Below are 25,587 nucleotides of genomic sequence, written 5' to 3' on the forward strand. Positions count from 1 at the left end.
CAATCAAAAAAACCGTCTTCCTCCAGAGACGGGTGGGTCCGGTTTCCTTGCATGGCGGATGCGAATGGCTCTCCTTCCTGTCAACCCTGAGCCAACGGGTGTCCTTCGTTTGCAAAAGAAAAAAGAGCGCAGGCGCCCGCACTCTTTTTTCAAACGACATATTTGCTTTGCCTGTGCGCCATGTAATAAGTGACCGCAGACAGCAAGCCGACGGATGCGGCTAAAATGATGATGACCGGAATCATGTCCACCTTCACCGGTGTAAACAGTTTAAAGCCGCCGCTGAAACTGAAAACCGCATGCCCGAGATTAGACAGCAGGTTTTTTAAATCGAACCTGCCCAAAGCAGGGATCAGCAGGCTGTAAACGACATAAAGCAAAGCAGGCGTAATAAAGCTTCTGAAGAGGACGCCCAAATAAAATCCGATCGTCGAAAAGATGAAGCTGACCGCCAGAACGACAGCGAGCTGAAGCAGGATATTGCTTTTTGAAACAGCGGGTATTGTGAACTCGCCGACCGGTATATCCCTTGAAGCAAGGGAATAAAAGACGAGGCTTGACACATATGCCGTACATACAACGGCGATCACGGCGGCAGCCATCACCATGTAAACCGAACACTGTTTGGCAAACAGAACGGATTTCCAATCATGGCTGACCGCTTTCACTTTCATCGTCTTGAATCTGATGTCGTATGAGGAGATATAGATGGCATACAGCGTGAAAGCCAAGGGAAAAATGATGAAGCCCATCAGCTCAAGCGTCATAGTGACTGACTGTTTCGGCTCCAGGTGATGGAGGGACAAGACGAAATTCTCATAGTCGAACCTTAAAATATTTTCGACGATCTCTCCGTCGCCATCCTCGCTTTTCAGCTCACCTTCCTTCACCTTGACGGGCGACTCCAGCGCCTGCTTAATATCGATGCCGAGTTCTTTATATTCATTTTCAGTCTTTTTGAACTGCTGGTAGCTGTCCATTGTATTTTTATAGTGAACATATATGTATCCGGATGAAATGAATAATAGAGGAAGCAATAAAATGATGAGCAATTTAGAATACGATTGAAATGCAAGCTCTTTCTTGAAAATATTATAAATATTCTTTATAGACATCGCCCAATTCTGCTCCATTCGTTTTAAAATTGTCTATGTGGATAGCTGAACCGTCTTTCAACACGTATAATTGATCGACGATTGAAGAATAAAACTCAAACTGATGGCCGGCGGCAACAATCGTCATCCTGCTTGACCAGTCATTGATGAGCTCCTGAAGCTCCATCATGGACCGGTAGTCAAGCCCGTTTGATATCTCATCCAAAAACAAGAATGACGGTTTGTTTAATGCAGCGATCATTAAGGCCAGCTTTTTCTTTTGTCCGTATGAATAGGTCTTGACCTTTTTTTTCAGCAGCTCCCTGCCGAGAAACTTTTGCGACAATTGTTCAAGCTCTTCTTTGCCGGCAGGTTTATTGATCAGTAGTTTGATATTTTGATAGCCGCTCAGATGATCGTAAAACGGGGAATCGTCATAGATGACGTGGACTTTGCTCCTGACTGCTTCAAGCGGCTCGCCGTCGTACAGTATGCCGCCTTCGAAAGGTTCAAGCTTGAGCAGGCATTTCAAGAGCGTCGTTTTTCCGGCGCCGTTTTCTCCCATCAGAAAGGTGACTTTGTTTTTTTCAATATTCATGTTGAGACGGTTGAATACCGATTTGCTTCCATAAGATTTCGTCAGGTCATCGATTTTGATCAATTTGAAAAATCCTTTCTCGCATCAGGATGGTGTTGCAACATTCTCCATTATACAACGCTGCCATTAATTTCTAAATAGTCTTTTAGCAGCGTTGTATGAAATGGCTTATAGTAAATTAATCGTTTCCGTATTTTCCTTTTTTATTGACCCACCTTCTGTCTGTAAAGGTTGAGCTGGCCAATTCAACATCTCCCCACGGTGTAACGGTTCCGAAGCTCAGCGTTTTTTTCGCTCTCCATTTGTGAAGCCCTGATGACTTATAATACCTTTTAATCCCCTTTGCCCTCACCACATTCGGAAAGACGTAGCCGACATCCTGCGATCCGCTGCTTTTCGATACTTTTTTGCCGTTGTAGTACCAGTCGATATAATCTTTTGACCAGGCGAGGAAGCTTCCTCTTTTAATTGTCAGCCTTTTTCCTGCATAAGCCGTCACACCGCTTTGAACGGATGCCTGTTCAGGAAGTGATTGAACGTATTCTGTCTTGGCTTCAAGCAGTTCCTTTTGCTCGCTTGTCAGCTGCCCGTCCCCAGCAGCCGCAGCGAATGAGGATGGAACCAGGAGCGCCGCAGACAAAGAAAACCCTAAAATCGCTTTTTTCATTTCGTTTCCCTCCGTGTTTTTGAAATATTTGTATGTACGTCTTCAGCTGCCATCCATAAGCTACTGCCACATCCAAAACAATTTAAGGTCCGAGTTCTCTTATTTTAATGGATGAAAAAATAGATTCCTAGCAAAATGGACCATTTCATCGTTACCTATTGGAAACTATCCCCTCCTCCCTCTCGTAAAATTATAACATATTTTTCCTTACCTTCAATCAAATTCTCTTATTTTACCATTTTTCCCGAGGGTGTTCTTAGGCGAACACCTATTACCTCTGATTAAAATGTAAATTTGTGTATTATTTTTGAATTTTATTGAATTTCTACACAATTAGACATTTTTTTCTCCAGCCGAGTGATAGGATGTACATGCCTATGATGTCATAGGCAAAAAAACAATCTTTAGGAGGTCGTTAGGGATGTTTCAAAACAAAATCAAAAAAGCAGTCGGAGCGGTTGCATTTGCAGGTGCTTTGTTAGTGTCTGGATTGCCCGTAAGTGCGGATACACTGCCTGAATTAATATGGGTGAGGGACAAGTATCCCGGTGCGCAATACGAATATAAGGTAATAAATGGCGAGAGATATGTCGATGTTTACAGAGTAATAAATGGTAAAACAGATGTCACACGCGAAAAATGTGAAACGATGTACCAAGACCGCTGCTATGTCAAAAAATAAACAACGTGCAGCTGGCGTCTGAAATATGAACATGCTTCGATCCGCTTTTGGAGAACAGAGCGTGAACGAGCGGCTGATTCTTTTACAGACGCGGGCTTTAGAGCGCAAGCAAGCGGGAGGCGTTTTGATGCGCCTCCCGCTTTCCGTTCTGTGAATGTCGATCTTTTTTAAAAGTCAACAACCGCTGCAATGAAACTGTGTTCCCCTCTATTCATTGGAAAAAGGCATTCCTATTAAACAAGGCATCCCACCGATCAGAACGCCTTGTTTTTTCAAATAAATTCCTTATATTCATCCTTCGGCCACTATCCTTTAAAGCCGTTATCGAGTACCTCGATCATCGAAGAAGTCGTTTTTGCATGGTTTTTTGTTTGCTGCACAAGCTTGATGATGTCTTGGTATGCCTGCTGCGCTCCAAGCACCAGCAAAGGAACCCCGATCGGATCGATTTTCAGCCTCCTCGAAAATAAACCGCCGAATGTCATCGCTATTGGCACAGTCGGAGACGTGTTTGAAAAAATGACTTTCTCCTGAAGTTTCCCGTTTTTTTCAAACAGCTCGAGAACGCCTCGCATGGCTGGAATGACAGCTTTTGACGATCCTCTGCCGATCGTGTACACCTGGTTGCCTTCTTCATCAAGTCCGTGAAAGATTAATTTTCCCATTTCCTTCGGACTTAATTGATTAAAACAGTCGGTGCTTAAAATTTCGTTTCTTGTTGGTTTTCTGCTGAATGGGAGCTTTTTCAGATGATAAGCAGCGGCAAGTGCAGATGAATGAGTGCCGCCGTAACAATTGTATATATAGATCAACCTGCTCACCCTCTTCATGTCTTTGGTTTTAATGTGGCCCAAATATACAATGCTTATTTATACCTCGTTTCCAGAACTTCTTTAACAGCTGAGACATACGCTTGAAACGTCTCATTTTTAGAACTTGCCCGCGTCCACAGGCCGAACTCCGAAAAAAAAGCCTCTCGTTGAGGCGTGCTGATTTCCAATTGAATGCTTTGACCTGTTTTGCATTGATTATTGATATTTTCAGGATTTCCTCCTGCAAGCCGGTGGCTCGGGCTGACCAGCTCCGCCGAAAAACCTTTGTTCAGCAGCGCTCTGACAATCGCTTTCGCCCCTCCTGTATCCGTTCCCCCCACAAGCGTATGTTCAACGATGTCATGATATCCATGAAAAGCCAGCACATAGCTGTGCTCTTTGACCGCTTTGAGGGCCTGAGGTTCATCAAAATGATTGCTTGTGATGTGGAGATCCCAGTTTTGCGAGGGTTTGATTCCCTCAAATAAATAAGTGGAATAATCGGCGCTGAAGGCGCGGACAAGTTCACTGACACCTCCTTCGATTCCTCCGCCGTGCGGTGAAAGAATCAACAGTTCGGTGCCCATGTCTGTGTATTCGATTTGGTAATCTTCTCCTTCTGTTTCATGTTCGGCAAGCTCGGCAAAATTGGCGTATTTGTCTGCGGATGAAGCGACGCTTTTCAGCGGAAATTGAAAGATGACCGTTAAGCAAATCCCCGTGACTAACCAGATGATGCAACGATTTTTCATCAATGGGTTCCATTCTTCCTGCACCGTTAAGAAACTCCTTTTATCGTGTATTTTGTTGCGAGTATCACGTGATATCATGTTTCGGCCGGGATGAGAGAATTTCAATAAATGGTAAAATATTACTCCCTTTCGTCACCCAGTTGCCATTTTATATAAGAAGAACGGCAAAACGAAAGCGACCTTTACCTTATTTTTCATCAGCGGCCGGCACGTGTTCCCGGAAGCACGGAATCTTTCGGCGTGCCGTATTTTTATATCAATTGCCTCAGGCTGGACAGGTGCCATCAGATCAAGCAGCGCTTAAAGAAGGAAGCAGAGGTTCGATGCCGGGTTTTGCAGAGGGACAAAGTCTCCCTGTTTTTATATGATATTTTGAGCCTCTCTGCAGGGGGCATCGCTAAAAAAATGCAAACAAAAAAGGAACGGATGATTCCGTTCCTTTCTTCGAGAAACCATTATTTTTTATAGAAAGCGCTTCGACCTGTTCGTTCAACCAGCGAAGGGAAAAGCTGGTAGAGTTTGCTGACGCTGTTCATCCAGCCTGGAAGATTGATTTCGCGCTTGTTCGTCATCATTGCCGAGACGATTTTCTTAGCAACCCGATCCGGATCTAGCATCCATCTCCCGACGCTTTTTACATAATCGCCTTTTTTATCTGCCGTCTTGAAAAAGTCTGTTTGAATCGGTCCAGGATTGACCGTTGTCACGTTGACCCCTGTTTCTGCAAGCTCCATTCTCAAGCTGTTTGAATATCCGAGCACCGCATGCTTTGTTGCCGCATAAAGGCTTGACTTGGGCGTCGCTATTTTGCCCGCTTGTGAAGCGATATTGATAATATGGCCTTTGTCTTGCCTGATCATATGCGGGAGTGCCATTTTCGTGCAGGCGATCAGACCGAATACGTTGACCTCAAACATCGCTTTCATATCTTCAAGGGAAGCGTCAAGCGCGCTTTCAAAAATGCCGAACCCCGCATTATTGACAAGAATATCAACCGGACCGGCCTCTTGAAACGCCGCTTCAACTTCATCCGTCCGGCTGACGTCCAATACGATTATACGGCACTTTGCGCCGGTTTTATCCGCGATGTTTTGCTTCAAAGCATCGAGGCGGTCTCTTCTGCGCGCAGCCAGAATGATCTCCGCTCCTTCCCCTGCAGCATGATATGCGATCCGTTCGCCAAGCCCTCCTGAAGCTCCTGTAATCATCACTTTGTGCGCTTTCAACTTCTGCTCCATGTTCGTCACCTACTTTGCATAATAGTAATCGATTCCATCGGCCGCATCAACTCCGATCCTCCCCTGGGATTCCAGATCGTCAAGCTGCCCAATCGTTTCTGACAGTGTTAAGAACAGCTCTTTTTCATAGACTGCAGGGAACAGTTTTCGACATATCTGATAAGGTGAATGCGGTTTTTCAGAGAGGATGCGGTACACCTCTTCGGCTCTGTTTCGCTGCTTTTCCAGCCTTTTGGCGACAAGCTCATTCACTTTTGTGATTTCCTCCCCATGGCCGGGATAAATCATGTGAAGCGGAAGCTCCTGCAGCCTGCCGAGAGATTCCAGGTAATCCAGCAGCGGAGTCGGGCGTTTCCCTCCTTTTTGCGGCACTTCCAGAAGCGGATTTGAAGAAGACGGCTTTAGCAGCAAGTCTCCCCCGAGCATGCTTCCAAGTTCTTCATTATAAAGGACAATATGCGAAGCGGCATGTCCGGGCGTCTCAAGAACCCGCCACCCGTCAAGCCCTTCAATTTGCCCACCTTCTGAAACGGTCTCTGTCAATGTCCGATTACATGAATACCGGTACGACGCTTTTATGGTATGGCCTGGCGGCTTCATATCGCCGGGAACGCCGAATCGTTGAAACAGGTATGTAAAAAAGGACTTTTGTTTTTCAATAAAATCGGGATTTTGACTGATATACGGTTCATTGAACGGATGGCCAATGATTTTTACCTCTGCCGGGAATTCGTTCAGCAGTCCGGCGTGATCAGCGTGATGGTGGGTCAGGACGACCTGGTCGATATCGCTTAATGACAGTCCCTGTTCGGCCAGCTCGCTCTTCAAAACGGCTGCCGCCTCCTTTGTGTTGGGCCCGGCATCCACCAGAGTGAGCGCCTCGCCTCTGAGCAAATAAATGTTGACGTCTCCGACTGCAAACGGAGTCGGCAGTGCAATAGGAATGATTCTTGCGTCTTTCATCGTTTTATTCTCCTCATCCTGCGAATTGATGTTGATCATATTTTACCTTTTTCTCCCGCGCATGTCATTTTTGCCTCAAATGCCTGTTGACATTTCAGCATTCCTCATAGCATAATGAACAACAAATATATGAAGGTGAATGAATGAAGACGCGATGAAGAGGAATAGTAAACGAGCAATGGCTAAAGAGAGTGAAATCCACGGCTGAAAGATTTCACAGCCCGCTTGCCTGTTGAACCTGCCCTCAGAGCGCTTAGGCAAACCTAAACGTATCCCGCGTTACGGGGCAAGAGCTGAGCATGTATATGCTAATGAAGGTGGTACCGCGAAACCTTTTCGTCCTTTGCGAAGACGGAAAGGTTTTTTTGTTTTTAGAAGGAGGAATCAAAATGAAACGAATAGGATTTATCGGAGCCGGTTCGATGGCTGAAGCGATGATTAAGGGGCTTGTCAAAAGCGGTGCAATGGAACCTGAGGCGATATTCGTTACGAATCAGTCGAATACGGCCAGGCTTCGTGAATTAAGCGAGACTTACGGGGTATGCGGAGAAGCAGATACGGCAAAAGTCGCCGCCCGGTCGGATACACTCGTTTTGGCGATGAAGCCGAAAGACGCGGCAGGAGGAATAGCCGCACTCCGCCCCTATTTGCGAAAAGAACAGCTGCTGATCTCTGTTCTTGCAGGCATTCCGATTCATACGATCCAGCACTATGCCGGGCTTGAGCTGCCTGTTGTGAGAGCCATGCCGAATACATCGGCCGCCATTCAAAAATCAGCCACAGCCTTTGCGGCAAGCCCGCTTGTCACGAAAGAGCAGATGCAGGAAGCGGCTGACCTCTTTGCGACGGTCGGCAGCGTTACAATCGTTGAGGAATCTGCCCTTGATGCTGTGACAGCCGTAGCCGGAAGCGGGCCCGCTTTTGTTTATCGGTTTGTCGAAGCCCTGCAGGCGTCGGCTGCCGAGCTGGGGCTTCCTGAAAAAACGGCGAAACAGCTGATTATCGATATGATGGCAGGAGCGGCTCAAATGCTTGAAACCGGCAGAGATCCTTCTGTCATGAGGAAAGAGATCACAAGCGCCGGAGGGACAACGGAAGCAGGCCTTAGGATGCTTGACGACCATCAATTTGAACAGACCGTCATATCCTGCGTCAAAGAAGCGGCGAATCGTTCTGCGGAACTCAGGGATATGTTTGCCGCCAAAATTTAAAAAAGTCGGGAACAGCGTTTTCGCTCGTTCCCGATTTTTCTTCAAGCGGTCCCGTATCTTAGAGAAGCTTGTGTATCGCGAGCCGGAGGATATCTGGCAGCTTTCCAAATGAAAACGGCACATGGAGACGTTCCGTCCATTTGTGAGGATCTTTGCCGGCCGGCCCGATATTGATGACCGGCACAAACAGTGCGTTTTCGCGTCCTTTTGGAAGTGAATAGCCGTGATGAAAAAGCGGCATATTGGATGTGAACGCATCGACTGACTGTTTTTGCAGCTGCAGGTAGCTTAAATCGGACAGGCCGGGGAAATATTGGACTTCTGTAAATTCAATTCCGTGCCTGTCGGCCGCATACTGCTTCACTTCTCTCATCACCTTTCGGATCAGAGGATCGTCCTTTGAAGAAACAGCCGGATAAAACGGCGGACTGTAAAACAGAACGATCATCGGAGCATCTTCTTTGCAGAGTGAAGCCAATTCAGAGACGATTTTCGTTGAAAAGTCGCGGTCTCCAAGCTCCCCCCTGTTCGCAAATGCAAAGTTGAGGATGCGTTCCGCCTCGGGCTTCCCGGCTTTTTCCTGTGCTTTGTTCCACAGCTTCTCAAACGTCAGCACGGAAACGGCCGGGTTAATTGGCATGAAGGCTTCAAACCGCTGATATTCGGCCGTTTTACGTTCGATATTTGTTTGAATATTGGCGGCCGCTTCCCTGGCTGTGTCGAGCAGCATGCGATGGAGCTCGGCGGCGGAACGCTGCATCATCAGCACATTAAAGAGCGACACCGCTGTGTGAGGAGTCTGAACCGAGTAGGCCTCCTTCAGATCTTTTTGCATCAGATTGGCCGGGGGAGGCGTCACCTCTCCGTCCGCTTCTTCGCAATAGTCGACGTTTAATTCGAGCAGCCTGTTGATCTCAGACACCATTAGATTCGCATTCACCCCTGCAAACGGCTCGCCGACATGCGTCTCAACCCCTTTGCAGAAAAATCCGGCAAGCGCTTTGCCGATGCTGCCTGAATAGACGTACTGCTTCGGATCACCCGGATGTTTTTCAAACATCGGCTCACAGTTTAAGCACGCTGTATAATGAAGGCCAAATTCTTTTTCTAAAGCTTTCAGTACAGGTACTGCTTCAAGCATCCCCTGCGAGTTGACTTCTTCGTCCGGAACCGTAATTAATAGAAGGTTTCCGTCAAATTCTCCGTTCATCGCCCGTTCCAGCATAGAAAATTGAACAGCAAGACCCGCTTTCATATCCATGCTTCCCCTACCGAACAGCCATTCGCCGCTTTCCAGGTCTTTTTTGACCCGTTCAGGCAAAAGTTCTTTTTTATCATTTAATAGGTCCATGAGTTCCGGGACTTTGCATGCCATATGTTTGAATTCTCCGTAGTCTGCCGTATCGACCACGTCAAAATGGCTCAAGAGGAGCACCGTATTTGATTTCTTTTCCTTTTTGACGAGGGCGGTTAAAAAATAGCGCCCATCCTCCATCGGGTGAAGCTTTAAGTATTCAGGATTCTTTTGAAAGTACGAACGGTCCTTTAAGACATCATGCATATATTTCGCAAGCGCCACTTCTCCGGCCGTGCCTGAGATGCTTTCGTATTGAACAAGAGAAATGAGCAGCCGTTTCAGTTCTTCCACTGTCTGCCACTTCACAAAGCAAGCCCCCCTCTTTCACTGTTTTCCGCAAATGTATGTGATATCATATTTAGTAAAAAATAGAATGTGTACAACTTTATTGTACTGAACATTCTTACATATGGAAATGACTTGAGCAGTTTATATGACGAGAATGGGCAGAATTGGTATAATCGAGGCGAAAACTTACGGGAGGCGAAAAAATTTGAGTAATCGAAAACTATTCACACCATGGAGTTTAAAAGGAGTTACACTAAAAAACCGGATTGTCATGTCGCCGATGTGCATGTATTCCTCCCATGAAAAGGATGGAAAAGTGCAGCCTTTCCACATGACCCACTACATCTCCCGCGCCGTCGGACAAGTCGGACTAATCATGGTAGAAGCTACCGCCGTCACTCCGCAGGGAAGAATCTCTGACCAGGATCTGGGCATATGGGATGACGCGCATATTGACGGACTTGCTGCATTGACGTCACAAATCAAGACGTACGGCAGCAAAACGGCGATTCAGTTGGCGCACGCCGGAAGAAAAGCCGAGGTCGAAGGTACAATCTACGGACCTTCAGCGATTCCTTTCGACGAAAATTCGCGAACGCCTGTTGAAATGACAAAAGAGGACATAAAAGAAACCGTTCAGGCTTTCAAAAAAGGAGCTGAACGCGCGAAAGCCGCCGGCTTTGACATCATCGAGATTCATGGAGCCCACGGATACTTGATCAACGAATTTTTATCACCGCTTTCCAACAAACGCGAGGATGAATACGGAGGTTCACCGGAAAACCGCTACAGGCTGCTTCGCGAAGTCATCGACGCTGTAAAAGAAGTCTGGGCCGGACCATTATTCGTACGCGTTTCAGCTTCAGACTACAAAACAAAAGGCCTTGATGTCGCCGATTATGTCGGTTTCGCCAAATGGATGAAGGAACAGGGCGTTGATTTGATCGATGTCAGCTCCGGTGCTGTTGTGCCTGCTGATATCAACGTCTTCCCAGGCTACCAAGTCGGCTTCGCCGATACAATTCGCGCTCAAGCCGAGATTCAGACAGGAGCTGTCGGATTGATCACTAGTGGCCTACAAGCTGAGGAAATCCTCCAAAATGGACGCGCTGATCTCATTTTCGTTGCACGGGAGCTGCTGAGAGATCCATACTGGCCGAAAACCGCTGCCAAACAGTTGAACACAAAAATTGAAGGGCCTGTTCAGTACGACAGAGCCTGGTAAACTTAATATCCCGCCTTATGGCGGGATATTTCTTTTTTTCAACTCGTGAGAAACGAACATCCTTGTTTGTGCGTCTTTCCTAATAGAACACCATATACAAAGAGAGGATGACCTCTATGACCATAACGGAAAGAATATATACTGTTGAAGGGTGCATGTTTTATACAAAGCAGAGAAAAGGAAAAAAGAACGCAACGATTATTTTTGAAGCGGGCTACGGTTTTTCTTCAACGACTTGGCAGCCCATTTTATCCGATATAGACGAAGATCTCGGCTTGTTTGCATACGACCGTGCAGGCCTTGGCAAAAGCGGGCCGAGCACCAGCAAACGAACAGCGGATCAGATGGTGAAAGAACTAAAAGCGCTGCTTGCAGCAGCAGACGTCAAACCGCCCTACCTGTTTGTCGCCCATTCGTTCGGCGCCGTCATTGCAAGGCTGTTTGCAAGCCGGTACAGCGATGAAGTCATCGGCATGGTGCTGCTTGATCCCGCTTGTGAAGATCAGGAGGAAAAAGTGCTGCCGCTACTTCCGGACACATTAAAAGAAGATTATGTCAAACAGTTTTCGATCGAAGGGTCCCATGAGGACTTTAAACAAAGCCTGGACATGCTGAAGCAGGAAAAGAAACACCTCGGTTCGGTTCCTTTGCTCGTCCTCTCGGCGGGAAAAAGGACGGAGGCGGCGAAGCAAGCTCATCAAGAATGGCTGAAGCTTCACAGCAGACTGCTGTCTCTATCGCATCAAAGCGGCTGGATTCAGGCGAAAAACAGCTCGCATTTGATCCATCATGATGAGCCGCACATCGTCCAGCTTGCGATCTATGATGTGTGGTATGCGGCACAGCAGCAAACATACGCCTATCAAGCCGCCAATTAAACAAAAAACCAGCAGACAGTCTGCTGGTTTTAGTTATTTTGTTTCACGGTGAATCGTGTGCCTTTTCAGACGCGGAGAATATTTTTTCAATTCCAGGCGATCCGGATTTGTGCGTTTGTTTTTTGTCGTAATATAATTGCGGTCCCCTGTTTCGGTGCACGCCAATGTAATTTTTACTCTCATGTTGTCCTCCTTAATAAAACGTAATCATTACGCTTTATTATACATCATTTTAGAACCGTGTCAATAAAAAAAGCTTCCCGTCCCGGATTGTCGGAACAAAGAAGCTTTATAACTGCCCATTAAGTTCTTTTGATCTCATGCTCATAAAAGTCAAAAGCTGCCACGGTATCAGGAAAGATCGCTTTTGCTTCATCGACCAGTTCAAGCACGTTTTCCCCCTGGTATCTTGCACTGATATGGGTTAAAATCAGTTTTTTTGCACAGGCTTCCCGCGCTGTTTCAGCAGCTTGTTCTGAAGTGCTGTGATAATAGTCTCCGGCGAGCTCCCTGTCGCCTTTCGCAAATGTTGCTTCATGGATGAGAACATCGGCTTTTTCGGCAAGCCTCTTCACATTCTCGCATGGCCTCGTATCCCCGGAAAAGGCGACAATCCGCCCTTTTTTTGGCGGTCCGATAAAGTCTGCCCCATGAATCGTCCGGCCGTCTTCCAATGTGACCGTCTCCCCGTTTTTCAGTTTTTGATAAACAGGGCCCGGCGAGACTCCGATCTCTTTCAGTGCTTCAGCGTCAAGGGCGCCCGGAACATCTTTTTCCTGCACGCGGTACCCAAAAGCGGGAATGCCGTGAGATACGCTTCTGGCCGTCACGATAAACTGGTCATCCTCAAAGACTGTCCCTTCTCCAATCTCCTTAATCACAAGCGGATATGTGACATGCGTCCCCGATACGTCAAGCGCCGTTTCAAGAAACGTTTTGATTCCTTGCGGTCCGTATACGGTCAGCGGGCCTTCCCCTCCCTGGAAAGATCGGCTGCTGACAAGACCCGGAAGCCCGTATACATGATCGCCGTGAAGATGGGTAATAAAAATCTTTTCAATTTTTCTAGGTTTGATCGATGTATGTAGAATTTGATGCTGTGTGGCTTCCCCGCAGTCAAACAGCCAAACAGACCGCCTTTCTTCTAAAAGCTTCAATGCAACGGATGTGACATTCCTCGTTTTTGCGGGGATGCCCGCTCCCGTTCCTAAAAATAATAACTCCAATATCCTTTCCTCCTGCTAAAAACTTCATCTATCACAAGCATACAGGAAGTCTTGGAAAAAAGAAACGCCGGCCTCGCGTCGGGCTATGCAACTAAATACCCTGACCGTTTTCAGTAAAGTTTTCATACGATTCGATCTCAAATGTTTGCTTTAAGGGATTATTAGCTTTAAAATGAAGAAAATAAACTTATGCTTCGAATAAAGTGAGGTACGTTTAATTGAAAAAAGATCAAATGGAACCAAAAGCAGTTATCGTAATATTTGGCGCAACAGGGGATTTGGCAAAACGAAAACTATATCCTTCTATCCACAGGCTCTACGAAAACGGACAAATCGGGAATGAATTCGCGGTTGTCGGAGTCGGCAGACGCCCTTGGACAAATGAAGACTTTCGCAGTACCGTACAGCAATCGGTTTCGAAGTTTCCGTTAAACGAAAAGGATGTGGACGAGTTTACATCTCACTTCTACTATCATCCTTTTGATGTTACAAATTCCGGCTCATACCGGGAATTAAACGAACTTATAGAGAAGCTGGAAAGTACATATGATATTCCGAATAACCGGATGTTTTACTTAGCGATGGCTCCTGAATTTTTCGGAACGATTGCAAAGTTCCTAAAATCAGAGGGTGTCACTTCAACAACAGGCTGGTCAAGGCTCGTTATCGAAAAGCCTTTCGGGCATGATCTGCCGAGCGCAAAAGCCTTGAACCAGGAAATCCGTGAAGCTTTTACAGAAGATCAAATTTATCGGATTGACCATTATCTAGGAAAGCAAATGGTGCAGAACATCGAAGTCATCCGCTTTGCCAACGCGATTTTTGAGCCGCTTTGGACAAACAGATACATCTCGAACATTCAAATTACGTCAAGTGAAGATTTGGGTGTGGAAGACAGAGCGAGATATTATGAAAAATCGGGTGCGCTTAGAGACATGGTGCAAAACCACATTCTTCAAATGGTGGCGCTGCTTGCGATGGAACCGCCGATCAAGCTGAACACGGAAGAGATCCGCAGCGAAAAAGTGAAGGTTCTCAGAGCCCTTCGTCCGATTCAAAAAGACGATGTCGACCAATTTTTTGTGCGCGGCCAGTATGACGCAGGAGTCGTCGACGAAAAACATGTTCCGGCTTATCGCGATGAGCAAAACGTAGCAAAAGATTCGAATACGGAAACGTTCGTTGCCGGCAAACTGCTGATCGACAACTTCAGATGGGCCGGTGTGCCGTTCTACATCCGGACAGGCAAACGGATGCAGAAAAAATCAACGCAGATTGTCGTCCAATTTAAAGACATTCCGATGAATCTTTATTACGGAAACGGCAACACGATGCACCCTAATCTGCTGGTGATTCATATTCAGCCGGATGAAGGCATCACCCTTCATTTAAACGCAAGGAAGCTTGGAGGCGGCACTTTTGCCCAGCCGATCAAGCTCGACTACTGCCATAACTGCGGGGACGGCATCAACACGCCTGAAGCTTATGAAAAGCTGATTTTGGACTGCTTGCACGGAGACGCGACAAACTTTGCCCACTGGGATGAAGTTGCGCTTTCCTGGAGTTTTGTTGATGCGATATCTCAAAACTGGGAGGAAAACAAAACCCTTTCCCCTAACTATAAGGCGGGCTCCATGGGGCCGAAAGCTTCTGACGACCTGCTCGCAAAAGACGGCTTTCATTGGTGGCCGCTTTAATAAAAAAACAGCCTTCACAATTGAAGGCTGTTTTTTTATGCTTTCAAGGCCTGCATCTCTTCCGGATGGCTTTTGTCCCGCTTCCACATCAGCTGAAGGACGAACAGCAGAAGGAATATGCCGAGGCCGATCATATCGGAATAGCCTTCTGGATAAATCAGCAGAAGACCGCTGGCAGCCGCCAGTATTCTTTCAAACCAGAACACTTTTCTCATCCAGAATCCGATCATGCCAGCGCCGATGGCGATCATTCCGGACAATGCGGTAAAGACCACCCAGAGAATTTCATACCAATGCGCATCAATCATGAGAAGCTCCGGAGACAGGACGAATATATACGGGATGATAAAAGCGGCAATCGCAAGCTTTGCTGAATTGATCCCCGTTCTGATCGGCTCTCCTCCCGCAACCCCCGCAGCTGCAAATGCTGCCAAAGCAACGGGCGGCGTAATGTCAGCTACGATGCCGAAATAAAACACGAACAAGTGGGCCGACAGATCAGGAACATTCAGCAAAATCAAGGCTGGCGCGGCAATCGTCGACGTAATGACATAGTTTGCCGTCGTCGGCGACCCCATTCCGAGAACAAGAGCGGCGATCATTGTCAAAAAGAGCGAAGGCAATAATGCGCCTCCTGCCAAATCGAGCAGGCCGTTTGCAAGTTTGAGGCCGAGACCCGTCTTTGTGACGACTCCGACGATGATGCCGGCAGCTGCCGTTGCCGCCGCAACGGAAAGCGCCATTCTCGCTCCTTCCGCAAGAGCCAGCACAATCCCTTTAACGCCCATTCGCGTTTCTTTATTGAACAAACCGACCAGGATCGCCAGAACGATCGAATACAAAGCGGCATGCATGACCGTGATGCCCGACATTAACAAAACGACGACCGAAATGATCGGAAGCAGCAAATAAATCTTTTTGAATACTTCCTTGCGGTTCGGCATTTCTTCTTTCGTTAGTCCGCGCAGGCCGAGGCGCTTCGCTTCAAAGTGCGTCATGATCCAGATGCCCGTAAAGTATAAAACAGCCGGGATCGCCGCGGCTTTCGCGATATCCCAGTACGTAATGCCTCCGCCGATGAACTCAACCATTAAAAAGGCGGCGGCTCCCATGATCGGAGGCATCAGCTGTCCGCCGGTAGATGCGGAAGCTTCGACTGCACCGGCGAATTCTTTTTTATAGCCCAGTTTTTTCATCATCGGAATCGTAAACGATCCGGAAGTGACGACATTGGCGACAGAGCTGCCGCTGATCGTTCCCTGAAGGGCGCTTGAAAAAATCGCGACTTTTGCCGGTCCGCCCGTGCTTCGTCCGGCGATCGCTACGGCAAGGTCATTAAAATACTGCCCCACTCCTGTCCTGACAAGAAAAGAACCGAACAGGATGAACAGGAAGATGAAAGTCGAGGACACAGCGAGCGGCGTGCCCAGGATTCCTTCCGTCGTAAAATACATCGTCTGAACGAGCCGTTCCATCGTCAGGCCGTTGTGAGACAAAAAGCCCGGAAGATACGAGCCGTAAAGGCCATACAAAAGAAACAGGCCGGCGATGATCGTAATCGGCAGTCCGACAGCCCGTCTCGTCGCTTCCAATACGAGCAGGACGGCCAACAGCCCGACATAAAAGTCAGTTTCCGTGATCAATCCGATCCCGCCCACAATCGTTTCATAATTGGCGACCCAATAAGCGCCGACGCCTGCTCCTAACACGGCTAAAATTGCGTCATACCAGGCGACTTTGAATTTGCCGGTCTTCCGCAAACCTTTTGTCGCCGGAAACAGCAAAAAAATCAGACCGAGCGCAAACCCTAAATGAACGGACCTTTGAATTTGAGCCGGAAAAACGCCAAAAATGGCTGTGTATAATTGAAACAAAGAAAAAGCGAGCAGGCCGGCAAATGCAATGGCCCCTGTCAATCCTTTGAGCTTTCTCGTTCCCGCTTCAGGATCGTATTTCTCCAGCAGTTCCTGCTGATCTTTTTCCGAAAGCTGCTCAGTCATTGATCTTCACTCCCCTCAGTTGTTGCAAGACATTTAGTTTTCGGACACTCATCCTTGTCCATGTGCCGGGACGGATGTACCGCTTTAACTCATGTTCAGCGCCTGAATACTTGATCCTGTGATTCGCCCTCACCCTGCCGATCCGCATATCGATGAACGGAAAGGTCCTCTTCATGTTCGAAATGGTGTAGACGCCGTTTTTGATGTCGAGCCTTTCACCTTGTTCTGCGTTTGCGGGCATTCCGACGGCCGGATCATGATAGGTCAGAGCGGTCTGCCGAATCATCCCTTTTTCCCACACATACGATTCGATCACTTCTGTCCGATGGATGGAATGCGTATAGACCACATCAAAGCTTTTCTTCTTTTGGAGGGGAAGAAAAGCGATGATCTCGCCGCTGTCCTCTTTCTCGAACACGACGGCGGTCTGATAAGGAATCAGGCATGCCGCTGCAAAAACGGCAATGATCAGCGCCGGCACAAGCCGTTTTATGATTTTTAATTTCCCCATTTTTTCCATATCCCCTGCCGAATAGAAAAACGATAGACCGATGTTTCATTGCAACGGTCTATCGATTGCCCGGGCTTATTCATCGCTTATCTTCCTTGGTTTTACGATTTTTCGATCCCTTTTTCTTTGAAGTATTTAGCCGCTCCCGGATGAATGTCGATATCGCCCAATCCTTCAAGCGCGGTTTCAGGCTTGATAAACTCGCCTTTCGCATGATTGATTTTATCGGCTTCAAACAGCGCTTTCGTCATTTTATAGACGGTGTCCTCATCCATCTTGTCGGATGCGACGAGCATCGCTTTGACAGCGACCGTGTTCACATCGCTCCCGATGCCGTAGGTTCCTTTTTTGATCGTATCCTCCGCATAGAACGGATACTTTTCAATCAGCTTTTTCTGCTTGTCTTCTTCAATGTTTATAATTTTGATTTTATTTTGTGCGGAAAGCCCTTCGACAGCGCCTGTAGGCGTTCCAGCCGTGATGAATGCGGCATCGATAGCGCCTGACTGAATGCCGTCGGTTGATTCTTCAAAAGACAGGTTTTGCGGTTTGATGTCGTCAAAAGACATCCCGTGAACCTCCAAAATCTGCTTGGCATTAATGTTGACCCCTGCTCCCGCAGCACCCACGGAAACCGTTTTGCCTTTTAAATCCTCAACCGAATTGATTCCGCTTTTTTCTGTTGTCACAATCTGTACAGTTTCAGGATACAGGGCGGCAATCGCCTTGATTCCCTCAATTTTTTCTTTAAACATCTCTTTGCCTTCTATGGCATAAGTGGCAATGTCAGTCTGGGAAAAAGCGACTTCAGCTTCCCCTTTTTGCAGAGTTGCCATGTTTTCAGCAGAAGCCCCTGTAGTCTGCGTCGTAAATTTGTCTCCTGTGGCATCCTCCCAAAGGTTTGCAAACTGACCGCCAAGCGGATAATATGTACCGCCGGTTCCCCCTGTCAGCAGACTGTAGTTTCCTGATCCTTTTGACGCAGATCCGCCGTCCTTATTTCCTGATGCATTGTTGCTTCCGCACGCAGCCAATCCCATGACGAGCGTCAGCAGCAATACCATCCATGATAGGCTTTTCCACTTTTTCATTCATTCTCCCCCTTTGCTTGATGGACAAATAACAATCCTATCGTACCATGAAAAATGTATTAGTTGTCAATATATTGTTTTATTTCTAATTATTTAGTTAATTTTATGAGCCGCTCGTTCTGAATATGCGCACGGCCTCTGAAATTCTCGTCCGCTACAGCGATGTTAGTCCATAATCCCTTCGGAGGACAAGCGTGCTGGAAGATTCTATGACAAAACAAAAAAACCCGCGGTTATGCAGGTTTTTCATTTCCGAATATGGACGCTCGAAAACACAAACTTATCATAGCGATGCCTTGCAAAAGAATATTCAAACGGTTCCCCCGTATTTAAAAAAGCGACCTGTTCGACTTCAAGAACCGGATCGTCAGGGGCGCATTCCAAGTACTCTCGGTCGAGTGCACTCGACTTATCCGCCCTGATCTTCCGGTGCGATCCGGCGATTGTCAGTTTCAGCGTCTCGGTGATGTGCCGGTAAACGGAGCCGTGAAGGACGTCTTCATTTAATTCAGAGATGACGTTCGAAGGCATATACGTTTCTTCAATGACATACGGTTCGCCTTCAACCTTTCTGAGCCTGATGATATGATACACCGGAACGGTCTTTTCGATTGACAATTGCTTTGCCACTTCATCTGAAGGGAATTCGACGTCAAATTGAATGATGCGGCTTTCGATTTGTTTGTTGGCAAGAAGCTTGGTCAGCCCAAGGTTTTCGCGGTCTGTTACACTGACGGGAAGCTGCTGAATCGATGATTTTACAATGAAGGTGCCGTGTCCGCGCTTACGGTACAGCATGCCTTCTGACACAAGAATATCGAGGGCTCTTTTCATCGTCATTCTGCTGCAGGAAAATTCCTTGGCGAGAGAAAGCTCATCAGGTATGGGCTGATCAATCGGATAGTATTCCTCCTGAATCCGCCTCCTCATTTCGTTTGAAATATATTCGTATTTTCTCATGTTTTAACCACCATTACTAAGGATTCTGTAGCCTGTAACACCTTCTTTATCATTATATCGGTTTTAATGCGGAAATAAAAAGATGGCCCAACTGACCATCTTTTAGCCCGAGTCCCTTTTTAAAAACCGTTGTTCTCGGCAACTTTCTTAAACCAGTATCCGCTTTTTTTAATCGTTCGTTCGCCGTTTTTGTCAAGGTTGACAGATACAAATCCGTAGCGGTTTTTATAGGCGTTCGTCCATGACCAGTTGTCCATGAAGGTCCAAAGATGATAGCCTTTGACATTCGCTCCTTCCTGAATGGCTCTGTGCACCCATTTTAAGTGTTCTTTTATAAACGAAATTCTGTAGTCATCGCGGATCATGCCGTCTTCGCCGCGGAAACGTTCTTCTCCTTCAACGCCCATCCCATTTTCAGAAATAAAGCATTCAATATTTCCGTAGTTTTCTTTGACATTGATTAAAATATCATAGATTCCTTTTTCATATATCTCCCAGCCGCGGTGGCGGTTCATTTTTCGTCCGGGCATTTCATAATGGTCAAAAAACCGTTCCGGCATAAAAGGCGCGTCCGGATGAGGCAGGTGCTCCTTCGCTTTCACCCGTCTCGGCTGATAATAATTGATGCCGAGCAGATCGACAGTGTGATTTTTGATCAGCTCCAAGTCTCCTTCTTCCATGACAGGCAAATAGCCTTCTTCTTTTAATATATCTGTTAAAAGCTGCGGAAACTCACCCTTAACGGCGGGATCAAGAAACGATCGGTTAAAGAAAGCGTCGGCTATTTCAGATGCTCTTACATCTGCCGGATGCTGGCTTCGCGGGTAGGACGGCGTTAAATTTAAAATGATGCCGATTTTGCCGTCGCCCCCGAGTCTGCGATAAGCTTCGACAGCTTTAGCGTTTGAAAGAATTTCATGGTATGCGACCTGGACGGCTTTTTGAAAGTCGACGATGTTCGGATAGTGAAAATCGTATAGATAGCCGCCTTCTGCAGGAACGATCGGCTCATTGTGGGTAAACCATTTTTTCACTCGGTCCCCGTACAGCCTGAAGCACGTTTCCGCGTATGAAGCAAAGTGATCGACGACTTGCCTGTTTTCCCATCCGCCGATTTGCTGGAGCGCAAGCGGCATGTCAAAATGATAAAGGTTGACAAAAGGCTCGATGCCAGCCGCAAGCAGTTCATCGATGACTCGGTTATAAAAGGCAGCTCCTTCTTTGTTCAGCCGCCCTTTTCCATCAGGAAACAGACGAGCCCACGAAATGGAGAAACGAAAAGAGTGGTGGCCAAGCTCTTTCATCAGCTGAATATCTTCTCTGTAAGTCTCGTAAAAACGCGAAGTCTTCTCAGGGCCTACTCCGTCAAAAAATCGGTTTGGCTCTTTTTCGTACCAGTGATCCCAAATGTTCTTTCCTTTGCCTCCTTCGGCCGCCGCTCCTTCAGTCTGAGTGGCGGAAGCCGCCGACCCCCACCAGAAGCCATTTGGAAAACGGTATTGAATTTGTTCTAGCTGCGGTTCTGTTTTTGACATGTCATCAATCTCCTTTTAAAGTCCTAGTGTTGTCTTTTCTTGTTCCGCTTCATTGATCTCCTGCTCTTTTTTCATATTCATCCGGTCGATGAATTTCAAAAATGGGAACCAGATCATAAAGACAACGGCTAAATTCACAATCTGAAGAATGCCGCCGGCAAGCGAATTGGTCGCCATCATTCCGCTGATAAAGATCGGCACAGTCCAAGGAATCGTGACCCCGGTCGGCGGCGGTACAAGCCCGGACGCCATCGCGAAATACGTAATCAAAGTGACGATCATCGGCGAGATGACCCACGGAATAAAAATGAGCGGGTTCATGACGATCGGCAGACCGAAAATGATCGGTTCATTTACGTTGAAAATTCCCGGGGCTGCTCCGAGTTTTGCGACCTGCTTCATCTGCTTGCTCCTCATAAACAGCAGGATCGCAATAATCACGGCCAAGGTCATGCCGGTTCCGCCCATTCCGACGGTGTAGACTTCCATAAACTGCTTATTGATAATATGCGGCACTTCTCCTGTTGCGGTATAGCTATTCAAATTTTCGATCGAAAGCGTATTCCAGATCGGATCCATAACGGAGTTGATGATAATTTGTCCGTGGAGTCCGAAAAACCAGAGCAGCTGAGTGAAAAATATGGCAATCAAGGTCGGAATGATACCGCTTCCAAGACCGACAAGCGGAGCCTGCACCAGGTTGTAAATTAAATCGTGCATATTCGTATTGAACACTTGGGTTACAAGGATATTGATCACCAAGTAGACGGACAAGGTCATCACCGCCGGAATCAGCGCGGCAAAAGATTTTGCTACAGCAGGCGGAACGCCGGCAGGCATTTTGATCGTATAGTTTTTCTGGACAAAAAATCTGAAAATCTCAGCGGATGTAAAGGCGGTAATCATTCCGAGGAACATCCCTTTCGCACCGAGCCTGTCAATCGGGATGACGTTCGGAATCACTTCCCCTCCTTCGCCGTTTAATACAAACGGAGTCAGCAGAAGGAACGATGCCAAAGCGACGACTCCTCCAAAAACCGCTTCGACTTCATAAGTTTTGGACAAATAATACCCGATCCCGAATACGACGAAAACGGACATGATGCTGATCGTTGCGCTCGGCGCTATGCTTAAAGCCGACTGGAACGTTTCAAGCGCGGATTTGCTCATCATTTTATTGAGAAACGGCAAATTGGTTAAAACGACAATGATCGATCCGAAAATGGTGAGCGGAAAAGCCAGCATAAATGCATCCCTCAGCACGCCTAAATACCGGTTATTATTCAGCTTCCCGGCAATCGGCACCAAGAGGTTGCTCAATTTTTCAAACATGGTCTCTTATCCCCCTTCGATTTTGCCATGCAGTGCGAATCATAGACTTTTCTCTTTGAACAATTCCAATAATTCAGAAACGAGTTCCTTCATCGTGAGCGTCGACATCAAATGGTCCTCGGCATGCAAGAGCAGCAAAGAGAACTCATTTTTTCCCCCGCCCGCTTCTTTTTGGATCATTTGAAAATGAATATCGTGGGACTGCTGCAAATCGTCTTCTGCCTGTTGTAGCAGCTCCTCTGCTTTCTGAACGCTGCCGTCGCGGTATTCCCTGATGGACTGAATAACCTTGCTGCGGGCGTTTCCGCTGTGAAGAATGAGCTGAAAGCAAATTTGTTCGCCTGTTAATTCATCGAGCTTTAATTTTTCCATTATCGTCAATCCCCGATCAGGCTTAGCGCCTGTTCATAAGCTTTCTTTCCATCAGCCATTCCGTAAGCCAGCATATCAATCACATCAACCTTAATACCGTACTGTTCAGCTTCCTTCTGCAGCTCGCCTTTTAAAAAGCTCATTTGCGGGCCGATGAGAACGACGTTTGCCTCTGCCATCTCTTTTTTCGCCTGGTCCTGTCCGACCGCCCAAATTTTTGCCTCATCACCGATTGAATGCGCGTATTCCTGCATCTTGGTGACAAGGAGGCTTGTCGACATTCCAGAGCTGCATGCGAGTAAAATTTTCTTCATGGTGATCTCCTCCCTTTATTAAAAGCGCTTTCACACAACTATTATTATATCTTTTTATTTTTAAATGTCTAGACATTTAAAAATAAATGTATGTATTTATTTCGAACAATAAAAAACCCCTCTTCTTTCCAGAGGGGTTTTCAAATAAATTATCTGGCGTATTTTTTGAATAGCTGAACTGCTTCTTTAGGCACGTAGAAGGATCCATTGCTTTCAACAATCACGCTGTCTAGTTCGTATTCCTTCCCGTTGATTCTGATAATGTTTTTGTTCACAGGCATTTCGGCTTTTGCTTTTTTGCGCGCTGCGACAAGAACTGGGTTAGCCGGATCTTTTTGATCGATCGTTACGCTGGCTCCGGCTTTTTTAAATGCCTGTTTTGCTTCGATAAATAATTCGTTTGTTAATTTGTCTAAGTTGAAGCCCATTGCCTTTGCCATCGTTTTGGCGATATCGGTGTTTTCGACGAGACCCTGCGGCTTTTCTGGACCATACGAATACAGGAAGACGTCTTCACCCGTATGACCGCCTGTTGTGAATCCGATGTTGGCCCGGTTGCTGAGCAGCTTGGTAAATAATGAAGCCGCTTCTTTTTTGTTTTTCACGCTTTTCAGCTGTTTCTTCTCTGCCGGCGTTAAATCATCAAGTCCGTAAAGCTTCGCCGCTTCTTCGATATTCGATAAGTCGTCTTTTAATTTGCCAGTTGCGCCTTCCACCGTCATTTTAGCTTTTTTCAGCGGATCGACATAGGCTGATACCGGTGTTGTGTCATAGCCTTTCGTCGTGTTGCTGTTGCCGATGGAGATGCCGCTGTTGCCATGGTCCGAGACGGCAATAACCATTGTATGTTTATCTTTTTTAGCGAAATCAAGCGCTTCTTTCACCGCGTTATCAAACGCCAATACATCGCTGATCATGCCGATCGGATCGTTTTGATGCGCTGCCCAGTCAGGCTTGCTTCCTTCCACGAATAAAAAGAAACCGTCCTTGTCTTTAGAAAGCGTCTGAATCGATTTTTTCGTCATCTCTGCAATAGTCGGCTGCTCTGGATGCGTTGCGCGGCGGTCCATGTCATACGCGAGATCGCGCTGTGAGAAGGCGCCCCAGATTTTTTTCGATTTTGACTTGAGGAGTTGATCTTTCGTTTCAACGAAATCGTACTTTTTATCTTTGAGCACTTTTACAAGGTCTTCACCGTCTTTGCGGCTTTTATCCTTTGTACCCGGCTGAAGCGATTCTTTTCCTCCGCCAAGGACAACATCCATGTTTTGATAAACCTGCTGTTCACCGAGCACTTCAAAATTATTGCGGTCTTTATGATGGCCGGAATAGCCGGCAGGCGTGGCATGCTGAATTTCAGATGTTGCAATGATGCCGGTTGCTTTCCCCTTCTGTTTTGCGCCTTCCAGCACGTTTGCTACAGGCCGGTAATGATCTTTTTCACGGACCTTCTCGACTCCTGGTGTGTTCACTTTTGAAGGCAGCACACCGATATAGGAAGAATTTGATTTTCGTCCCGTTGCCATCGCAGTTGCTGCAGGTGCAGAATCAGTGATCGCCGATTCTGCCGAATACGTCCGGACACCGCCGCTGACGATCTGGTCCATTGCGAGCGGTTCGCCTTTATACCAGCGTGCCAAAGTTGATGCAGAAGAGCTTGTTCCATCCATGACCATCATGATCACGTTTTTGACCTTCGGCTCTTCCTTTTTTTTCGCTGTTTCCATTGCCGCACTGCCTGTTCCCGCCGATCCTAAAGCGACTGCTCCTGCCAGTGTAATGCCGACGATTCTGTTGCGTAAGAAACCCATTCTTATGTACTCCCTCCATAACCGCTTTTTGTTGACACACCTACACTATCATTGCTATGTAAACAGCACTATTGCTTTCTATTAATCTTATGTAAATTTTCATGGGCTTATGATGAAAAGAAGGCATCCCGCCTTCTTTTCACCCTTTTCCCGCTTGGAATCCCGGGTATTTTGTCATCCCGCCGTCTACATACAGCGTCAGGCCTGTCACATAGCTTGCTTCTTCAGATGCTAGCCAGGCCGCGCAGGCTGCGACTTCCTCCGGCTTTCCGATATACCCTATCGGAATCAATTCAATAACGCCTTTTTTCAATTCGGGATCAGCGAATTTTTCGGCGTTAATCGGCGTATCGATTGCACCGGGGCCGATCGCGTTTACCCGGATTCCTTTCGGAGCATATTCCAAAGCAAGGGTTTCCGTCAGCAGTTTTGCCCCGCCCTTGCTTGCCGCATAATGGACAAAATGCGGCCACGGGATTTGCTGATGGACGCTGGACATATTGATGACCGAGCCTTTAATATTATGGTCGAGCATATAGCCGATCGCTTCCCGGCATCCTAGAAACATCCCCGTCAAATTGGTTGATATGACGCGGTTCCAGTCCTCCAGAGACAAATCCTCAGAAGGTACTTCATTTTCCACCCCGGCGTTGTTCACCATCACATCAACGGAACCGAATGAATCAACAGCCTGTCTGATCAGCGCTTTCACATCATCTTCTTTTGAGACATCTCCTTGAACGGCAATCGCGCGCGCTCCGCTGCTTTCTATTTTCTCCACCGTCTCTTCGGGATTTTCTTCTTCCTTGAAATAATTGATCACTACATTGGCCTTTTCATCACCGAAGCGCAGTGCCATCGCTTTTCCAAGACCTGTACCCGCCCCTGTGATAACGACCGTTTTTCCCTCTAAACTTGGATACATGGGTTGATTCCTCCTTATTGAAACTCTCTCTTTGAGTAGGTTTCCACA

At 47.0% G+C, this 25,587-nt stretch carries 26 protein-coding genes and 1 other annotated feature; of the genes, 6 read left to right on the forward strand and 20 right to left on the reverse strand.

Annotation, left to right across the window (positions count from 1 at the left end; translation table 11 throughout):
* Positions 1–149: 149 nt before the first annotated feature.
* The 3 genes from H7F26_RS18930 to H7F26_RS18940 form a co-directional block, all read right to left on the reverse strand.
* Positions 150–1,115, reverse strand: a complete 966-nt coding sequence (locus tag H7F26_RS18930) for an ABC transporter permease (RefSeq protein WP_003183250.1) — start codon at positions 1,113–1,115, stop codon at positions 150–152.
* Positions 1,093–1,755 (reverse strand): ATP-binding cassette domain-containing protein, encoded by a 663-nt coding sequence (locus tag H7F26_RS18935; RefSeq protein WP_003183252.1) that lies wholly within the window; start codon positions 1,753–1,755, stop codon positions 1,093–1,095. The genes H7F26_RS18930 and H7F26_RS18935 overlap by 23 nt, the downstream gene beginning before the upstream one ends.
* A 115-nt stretch (positions 1,756–1,870) precedes the next feature.
* The gene (locus H7F26_RS18940) at positions 1,871–2,359 is read right to left on the reverse strand and encodes a hypothetical protein (RefSeq protein ID WP_003183253.1); all 489 of its coding nucleotides are present in this window, start codon (positions 2,357–2,359) and stop codon (positions 1,871–1,873) included.
* 421 nt (positions 2,360–2,780) lie between these two features.
* On the opposite strand from H7F26_RS18940, the gene H7F26_RS18945 reads away from it, so the two are divergent.
* Together H7F26_RS18945 and H7F26_RS22090 are read left to right on the forward strand one after the other, a co-directional pair.
* Entirely contained in the window at positions 2,781–3,041 is a 261-nt protein-coding gene (locus H7F26_RS18945; RefSeq protein ID WP_003183255.1) for a hypothetical protein, read from the forward strand.
* 25 nt (positions 3,042–3,066) lie between these two features.
* Complete coding sequence (locus tag H7F26_RS22090) at positions 3,067–3,195, forward strand: hypothetical protein (RefSeq protein ID WP_254926366.1); 129 nt, start codon at positions 3,067–3,069, stop codon at positions 3,193–3,195.
* A gap of 151 nt (positions 3,196–3,346) precedes the next feature.
* Here H7F26_RS22090 and H7F26_RS18950 read toward each other — a convergent pair whose 3' ends face one another.
* The 4 genes from H7F26_RS18950 to H7F26_RS18965 all read right to left on the reverse strand — a co-directional run bounded on the left by H7F26_RS18950 (position 3,347) and on the right by H7F26_RS18965 (position 6,806).
* Positions 3,347–3,853 carry a DUF3189 family protein gene (locus H7F26_RS18950; RefSeq protein ID WP_003183257.1) on the reverse strand — a complete coding sequence of 169 codons (507 nt, stop codon included), beginning with the start codon at positions 3,851–3,853 and terminating at the stop codon, positions 3,347–3,349.
* A gap of 53 nt (positions 3,854–3,906) precedes the next feature.
* Positions 3,907–4,629 (reverse strand): poly-gamma-glutamate hydrolase family protein, encoded by a 723-nt coding sequence (locus tag H7F26_RS18955; protein WP_003183259.1) that lies wholly within the window; start codon positions 4,627–4,629, stop codon positions 3,907–3,909.
* Positions 4,630–5,060: 431 nt separating this feature from the next.
* The gene (locus tag H7F26_RS18960; protein ID WP_003183261.1) at positions 5,061–5,843 is read right to left on the reverse strand and encodes an SDR family NAD(P)-dependent oxidoreductase; all 783 of its coding nucleotides are present in this window, start codon (positions 5,841–5,843) and stop codon (positions 5,061–5,063) included.
* Between the two features lie 9 nt (positions 5,844–5,852).
* On the reverse strand, positions 5,853–6,806 hold the full coding sequence (locus tag H7F26_RS18965; protein ID WP_011198095.1) for an MBL fold metallo-hydrolase: 954 nt from the start codon (positions 6,804–6,806) through the stop codon (positions 5,853–5,855).
* 145 nt (positions 6,807–6,951) lie between these two features.
* Positions 6,952–7,153 (forward strand) — a binding site (T-box leader).
* Between the two features lie 42 nt (positions 7,154–7,195).
* Between H7F26_RS18965 and proC the strand changes: the two genes are divergently transcribed.
* The gene (gene proC / locus H7F26_RS18970; protein WP_003183264.1) at positions 7,196–8,017 is read left to right on the forward strand and encodes a pyrroline-5-carboxylate reductase; all 822 of its coding nucleotides are present in this window, start codon (positions 7,196–7,198) and stop codon (positions 8,015–8,017) included.
* 58 nt (positions 8,018–8,075) lie between these two features.
* On the opposite strand, the gene H7F26_RS18975 is transcribed toward proC, so the two are convergent.
* Positions 8,076–9,680: a M20/M25/M40 family metallo-hydrolase gene (locus tag H7F26_RS18975; protein WP_021837564.1), complete on the reverse strand. Its 1,605-nt coding sequence runs from the start codon at positions 9,678–9,680 to the stop codon at positions 8,076–8,078.
* A gap of 136 nt (positions 9,681–9,816) precedes the next feature.
* Between H7F26_RS18975 and namA the strand changes: the two genes are divergently transcribed.
* Together namA and H7F26_RS18985 are read left to right on the forward strand one after the other, a co-directional pair.
* Positions 9,817–10,887: an NADPH dehydrogenase NamA gene (gene namA / locus H7F26_RS18980; RefSeq protein ID WP_085959520.1), complete on the forward strand. Its 1,071-nt coding sequence runs from the start codon at positions 9,817–9,819 to the stop codon at positions 10,885–10,887.
* A 116-nt stretch (positions 10,888–11,003) separates the two neighbouring features.
* On the forward strand, positions 11,004–11,765 hold the full coding sequence (locus tag H7F26_RS18985) for an alpha/beta fold hydrolase (protein WP_009327935.1): 762 nt from the start codon (positions 11,004–11,006) through the stop codon (positions 11,763–11,765).
* A 33-nt stretch (positions 11,766–11,798) separates the two neighbouring features.
* Here the strand turns inward: H7F26_RS18985 and rpmG are convergent, their stop codons facing one another.
* On the reverse strand, positions 11,799–11,948 hold the full coding sequence (rpmG, locus tag H7F26_RS18990; protein WP_003183271.1) for a 50S ribosomal protein L33: 150 nt from the start codon (positions 11,946–11,948) through the stop codon (positions 11,799–11,801).
* Positions 11,949–12,067: 119 nt separating this feature from the next.
* Positions 12,068–12,991 (reverse strand): ribonuclease Z, encoded by a 924-nt coding sequence (gene rnz / locus H7F26_RS18995; RefSeq protein ID WP_009327934.1) that lies wholly within the window; start codon positions 12,989–12,991, stop codon positions 12,068–12,070.
* A 233-nt stretch (positions 12,992–13,224) separates the two neighbouring features.
* Here rnz and zwf point away from each other — a divergent pair, with 233 nt between their 5' ends.
* A complete protein-coding gene (gene zwf / locus H7F26_RS19000; protein WP_031314657.1) occupies positions 13,225–14,688 on the forward strand; it encodes a glucose-6-phosphate dehydrogenase in 1,464 nt (487 codons plus the stop codon).
* A 35-nt stretch (positions 14,689–14,723) separates the two neighbouring features.
* Here the strand turns inward: zwf and H7F26_RS19005 are convergent, their stop codons facing one another.
* From H7F26_RS19005 to H7F26_RS19050, 10 genes are all read right to left on the reverse strand, one after another.
* Positions 14,724–16,688, reverse strand: a complete 1,965-nt coding sequence (locus H7F26_RS19005; RefSeq protein WP_009327932.1) for a TRAP transporter permease — start codon at positions 16,686–16,688, stop codon at positions 14,724–14,726.
* Positions 16,681–17,199 (reverse strand): DUF1850 domain-containing protein, encoded by a 519-nt coding sequence (locus H7F26_RS19010; RefSeq protein WP_011198098.1) that lies wholly within the window; start codon positions 17,197–17,199, stop codon positions 16,681–16,683. Before H7F26_RS19010 ends, H7F26_RS19005 begins: the two co-directional genes overlap by 8 nt.
* A 101-nt stretch (positions 17,200–17,300) precedes the next feature.
* Positions 17,301–18,290, reverse strand: coding sequence for a TAXI family TRAP transporter solute-binding subunit (locus H7F26_RS19015; RefSeq protein WP_003183281.1), 990 nt, complete (start codon positions 18,288–18,290; stop codon positions 17,301–17,303).
* A 246-nt stretch (positions 18,291–18,536) separates the two neighbouring features.
* Positions 18,537–19,250 carry a GntR family transcriptional regulator gene (locus H7F26_RS19020; RefSeq protein ID WP_003183283.1) on the reverse strand — a complete coding sequence of 238 codons (714 nt, stop codon included), beginning with the start codon at positions 19,248–19,250 and terminating at the stop codon, positions 18,537–18,539.
* Positions 19,251–19,369: 119 nt separating this feature from the next.
* The gene (locus tag H7F26_RS19025) at positions 19,370–20,785 is read right to left on the reverse strand and encodes a glycoside hydrolase family 1 protein (RefSeq protein ID WP_003183285.1); all 1,416 of its coding nucleotides are present in this window, start codon (positions 20,783–20,785) and stop codon (positions 19,370–19,372) included.
* 15 nt (positions 20,786–20,800) lie between these two features.
* The gene (celB, locus tag H7F26_RS19030; protein ID WP_003183287.1) at positions 20,801–22,117 is read right to left on the reverse strand and encodes a PTS cellobiose transporter subunit IIC; all 1,317 of its coding nucleotides are present in this window, start codon (positions 22,115–22,117) and stop codon (positions 20,801–20,803) included.
* A gap of 39 nt (positions 22,118–22,156) precedes the next feature.
* A complete protein-coding gene (locus H7F26_RS19035) occupies positions 22,157–22,489 on the reverse strand; it encodes a PTS sugar transporter subunit IIA (RefSeq protein WP_003183289.1) in 333 nt (110 codons plus the stop codon).
* 5 nt (positions 22,490–22,494) lie between these two features.
* Positions 22,495–22,803 (reverse strand): PTS sugar transporter subunit IIB, encoded by a 309-nt coding sequence (locus H7F26_RS19040; RefSeq protein ID WP_003183291.1) that lies wholly within the window; start codon positions 22,801–22,803, stop codon positions 22,495–22,497.
* Between the two features lie 149 nt (positions 22,804–22,952).
* Positions 22,953–24,614, reverse strand: coding sequence for an alkaline phosphatase (locus tag H7F26_RS19045; RefSeq protein ID WP_003183293.1), 1,662 nt, complete (start codon positions 24,612–24,614; stop codon positions 22,953–22,955).
* A gap of 139 nt (positions 24,615–24,753) precedes the next feature.
* On the reverse strand, positions 24,754–25,539 hold the full coding sequence (locus H7F26_RS19050) for a glucose 1-dehydrogenase (protein ID WP_017473921.1): 786 nt from the start codon (positions 25,537–25,539) through the stop codon (positions 24,754–24,756).
* Positions 25,540–25,587: the final 48 nt, after the last annotated feature.

The organism is Bacillus sp. PAMC28748, from assembly GCF_014250415.1.
Taxonomy (GTDB): domain Bacteria; phylum Bacillota; class Bacilli; order Bacillales; family Bacillaceae; genus Bacillus; species Bacillus licheniformis.

What these genes read in the sequence shown, in the direction of transcription:
- H7F26_RS19040 (WP_003183291.1), bottom strand. Translation starts at nt 22,803, where the DNA reads ATGAAGAAAATTTTACTCGCATGCAGCTCTGGAATGTCGACAAGCCTC.
- H7F26_RS19025 (WP_003183285.1), bottom strand. Translation starts at nt 20,785, where the DNA reads ATGTCAAAAACAGAACCGCAGCTAGAACAAATTCAATACCGTTTTCCA.
- H7F26_RS19035 (WP_003183289.1), bottom strand. Translation starts at nt 22,489, where the DNA reads ATGGAAAAATTAAAGCTCGATGAATTAACAGGCGAACAAATTTGCTTT.
- H7F26_RS18985 (WP_009327935.1), top strand. Translation starts at nt 11,004, where the DNA reads ATGACCATAACGGAAAGAATATATACTGTTGAAGGGTGCATGTTTTAT.
- proC (WP_003183264.1), top strand. Translation starts at nt 7,196, where the DNA reads ATGAAACGAATAGGATTTATCGGAGCCGGTTCGATGGCTGAAGCGATG.
- H7F26_RS18940 (WP_003183253.1), bottom strand. Translation starts at nt 2,359, where the DNA reads ATGAAAAAAGCGATTTTAGGGTTTTCTTTGTCTGCGGCGCTCCTGGTT.
- H7F26_RS18960 (WP_003183261.1), bottom strand. Translation starts at nt 5,843, where the DNA reads ATGGAGCAGAAGTTGAAAGCGCACAAAGTGATGATTACAGGAGCTTCA.
- rpmG (WP_003183271.1), bottom strand. Translation starts at nt 11,948, where the DNA reads ATGAGAGTAAAAATTACATTGGCGTGCACCGAAACAGGGGACCGCAAT.
- H7F26_RS22090 (WP_254926366.1), top strand. Translation starts at nt 3,067, where the DNA reads ATGAACATGCTTCGATCCGCTTTTGGAGAACAGAGCGTGAACGAGCGG.
- H7F26_RS19010 (WP_011198098.1), bottom strand. Translation starts at nt 17,199, where the DNA reads ATGGGGAAATTAAAAATCATAAAACGGCTTGTGCCGGCGCTGATCATT.
- H7F26_RS19015 (WP_003183281.1), bottom strand. Translation starts at nt 18,290, where the DNA reads ATGAAAAAGTGGAAAAGCCTATCATGGATGGTATTGCTGCTGACGCTC.
- H7F26_RS19050 (WP_017473921.1), bottom strand. Translation starts at nt 25,539, where the DNA reads ATGTATCCAAGTTTAGAGGGAAAAACGGTCGTTATCACAGGGGCGGGT.
- H7F26_RS19020 (WP_003183283.1), bottom strand. Translation starts at nt 19,250, where the DNA reads ATGAGAAAATACGAATATATTTCAAACGAAATGAGGAGGCGGATTCAG.
- H7F26_RS18965 (WP_011198095.1), bottom strand. Translation starts at nt 6,806, where the DNA reads ATGAAAGACGCAAGAATCATTCCTATTGCACTGCCGACTCCGTTTGCA.
- H7F26_RS19045 (WP_003183293.1), bottom strand. Translation starts at nt 24,614, where the DNA reads ATGGGTTTCTTACGCAACAGAATCGTCGGCATTACACTGGCAGGAGCA.
- zwf (WP_031314657.1), top strand. Translation starts at nt 13,225, where the DNA reads ATGGAACCAAAAGCAGTTATCGTAATATTTGGCGCAACAGGGGATTTG.
- H7F26_RS19005 (WP_009327932.1), bottom strand. Translation starts at nt 16,688, where the DNA reads ATGACTGAGCAGCTTTCGGAAAAAGATCAGCAGGAACTGCTGGAGAAA.
- H7F26_RS18930 (WP_003183250.1), bottom strand. Translation starts at nt 1,115, where the DNA reads ATGTCTATAAAGAATATTTATAATATTTTCAAGAAAGAGCTTGCATTT.
- celB (WP_003183287.1), bottom strand. Translation starts at nt 22,117, where the DNA reads ATGTTTGAAAAATTGAGCAACCTCTTGGTGCCGATTGCCGGGAAGCTG.
- H7F26_RS18945 (WP_003183255.1), top strand. Translation starts at nt 2,781, where the DNA reads ATGTTTCAAAACAAAATCAAAAAAGCAGTCGGAGCGGTTGCATTTGCA.
- namA (WP_085959520.1), top strand. Translation starts at nt 9,817, where the DNA reads ATGGGCAGAATTGGTATAATCGAGGCGAAAACTTACGGGAGGCGAAAA.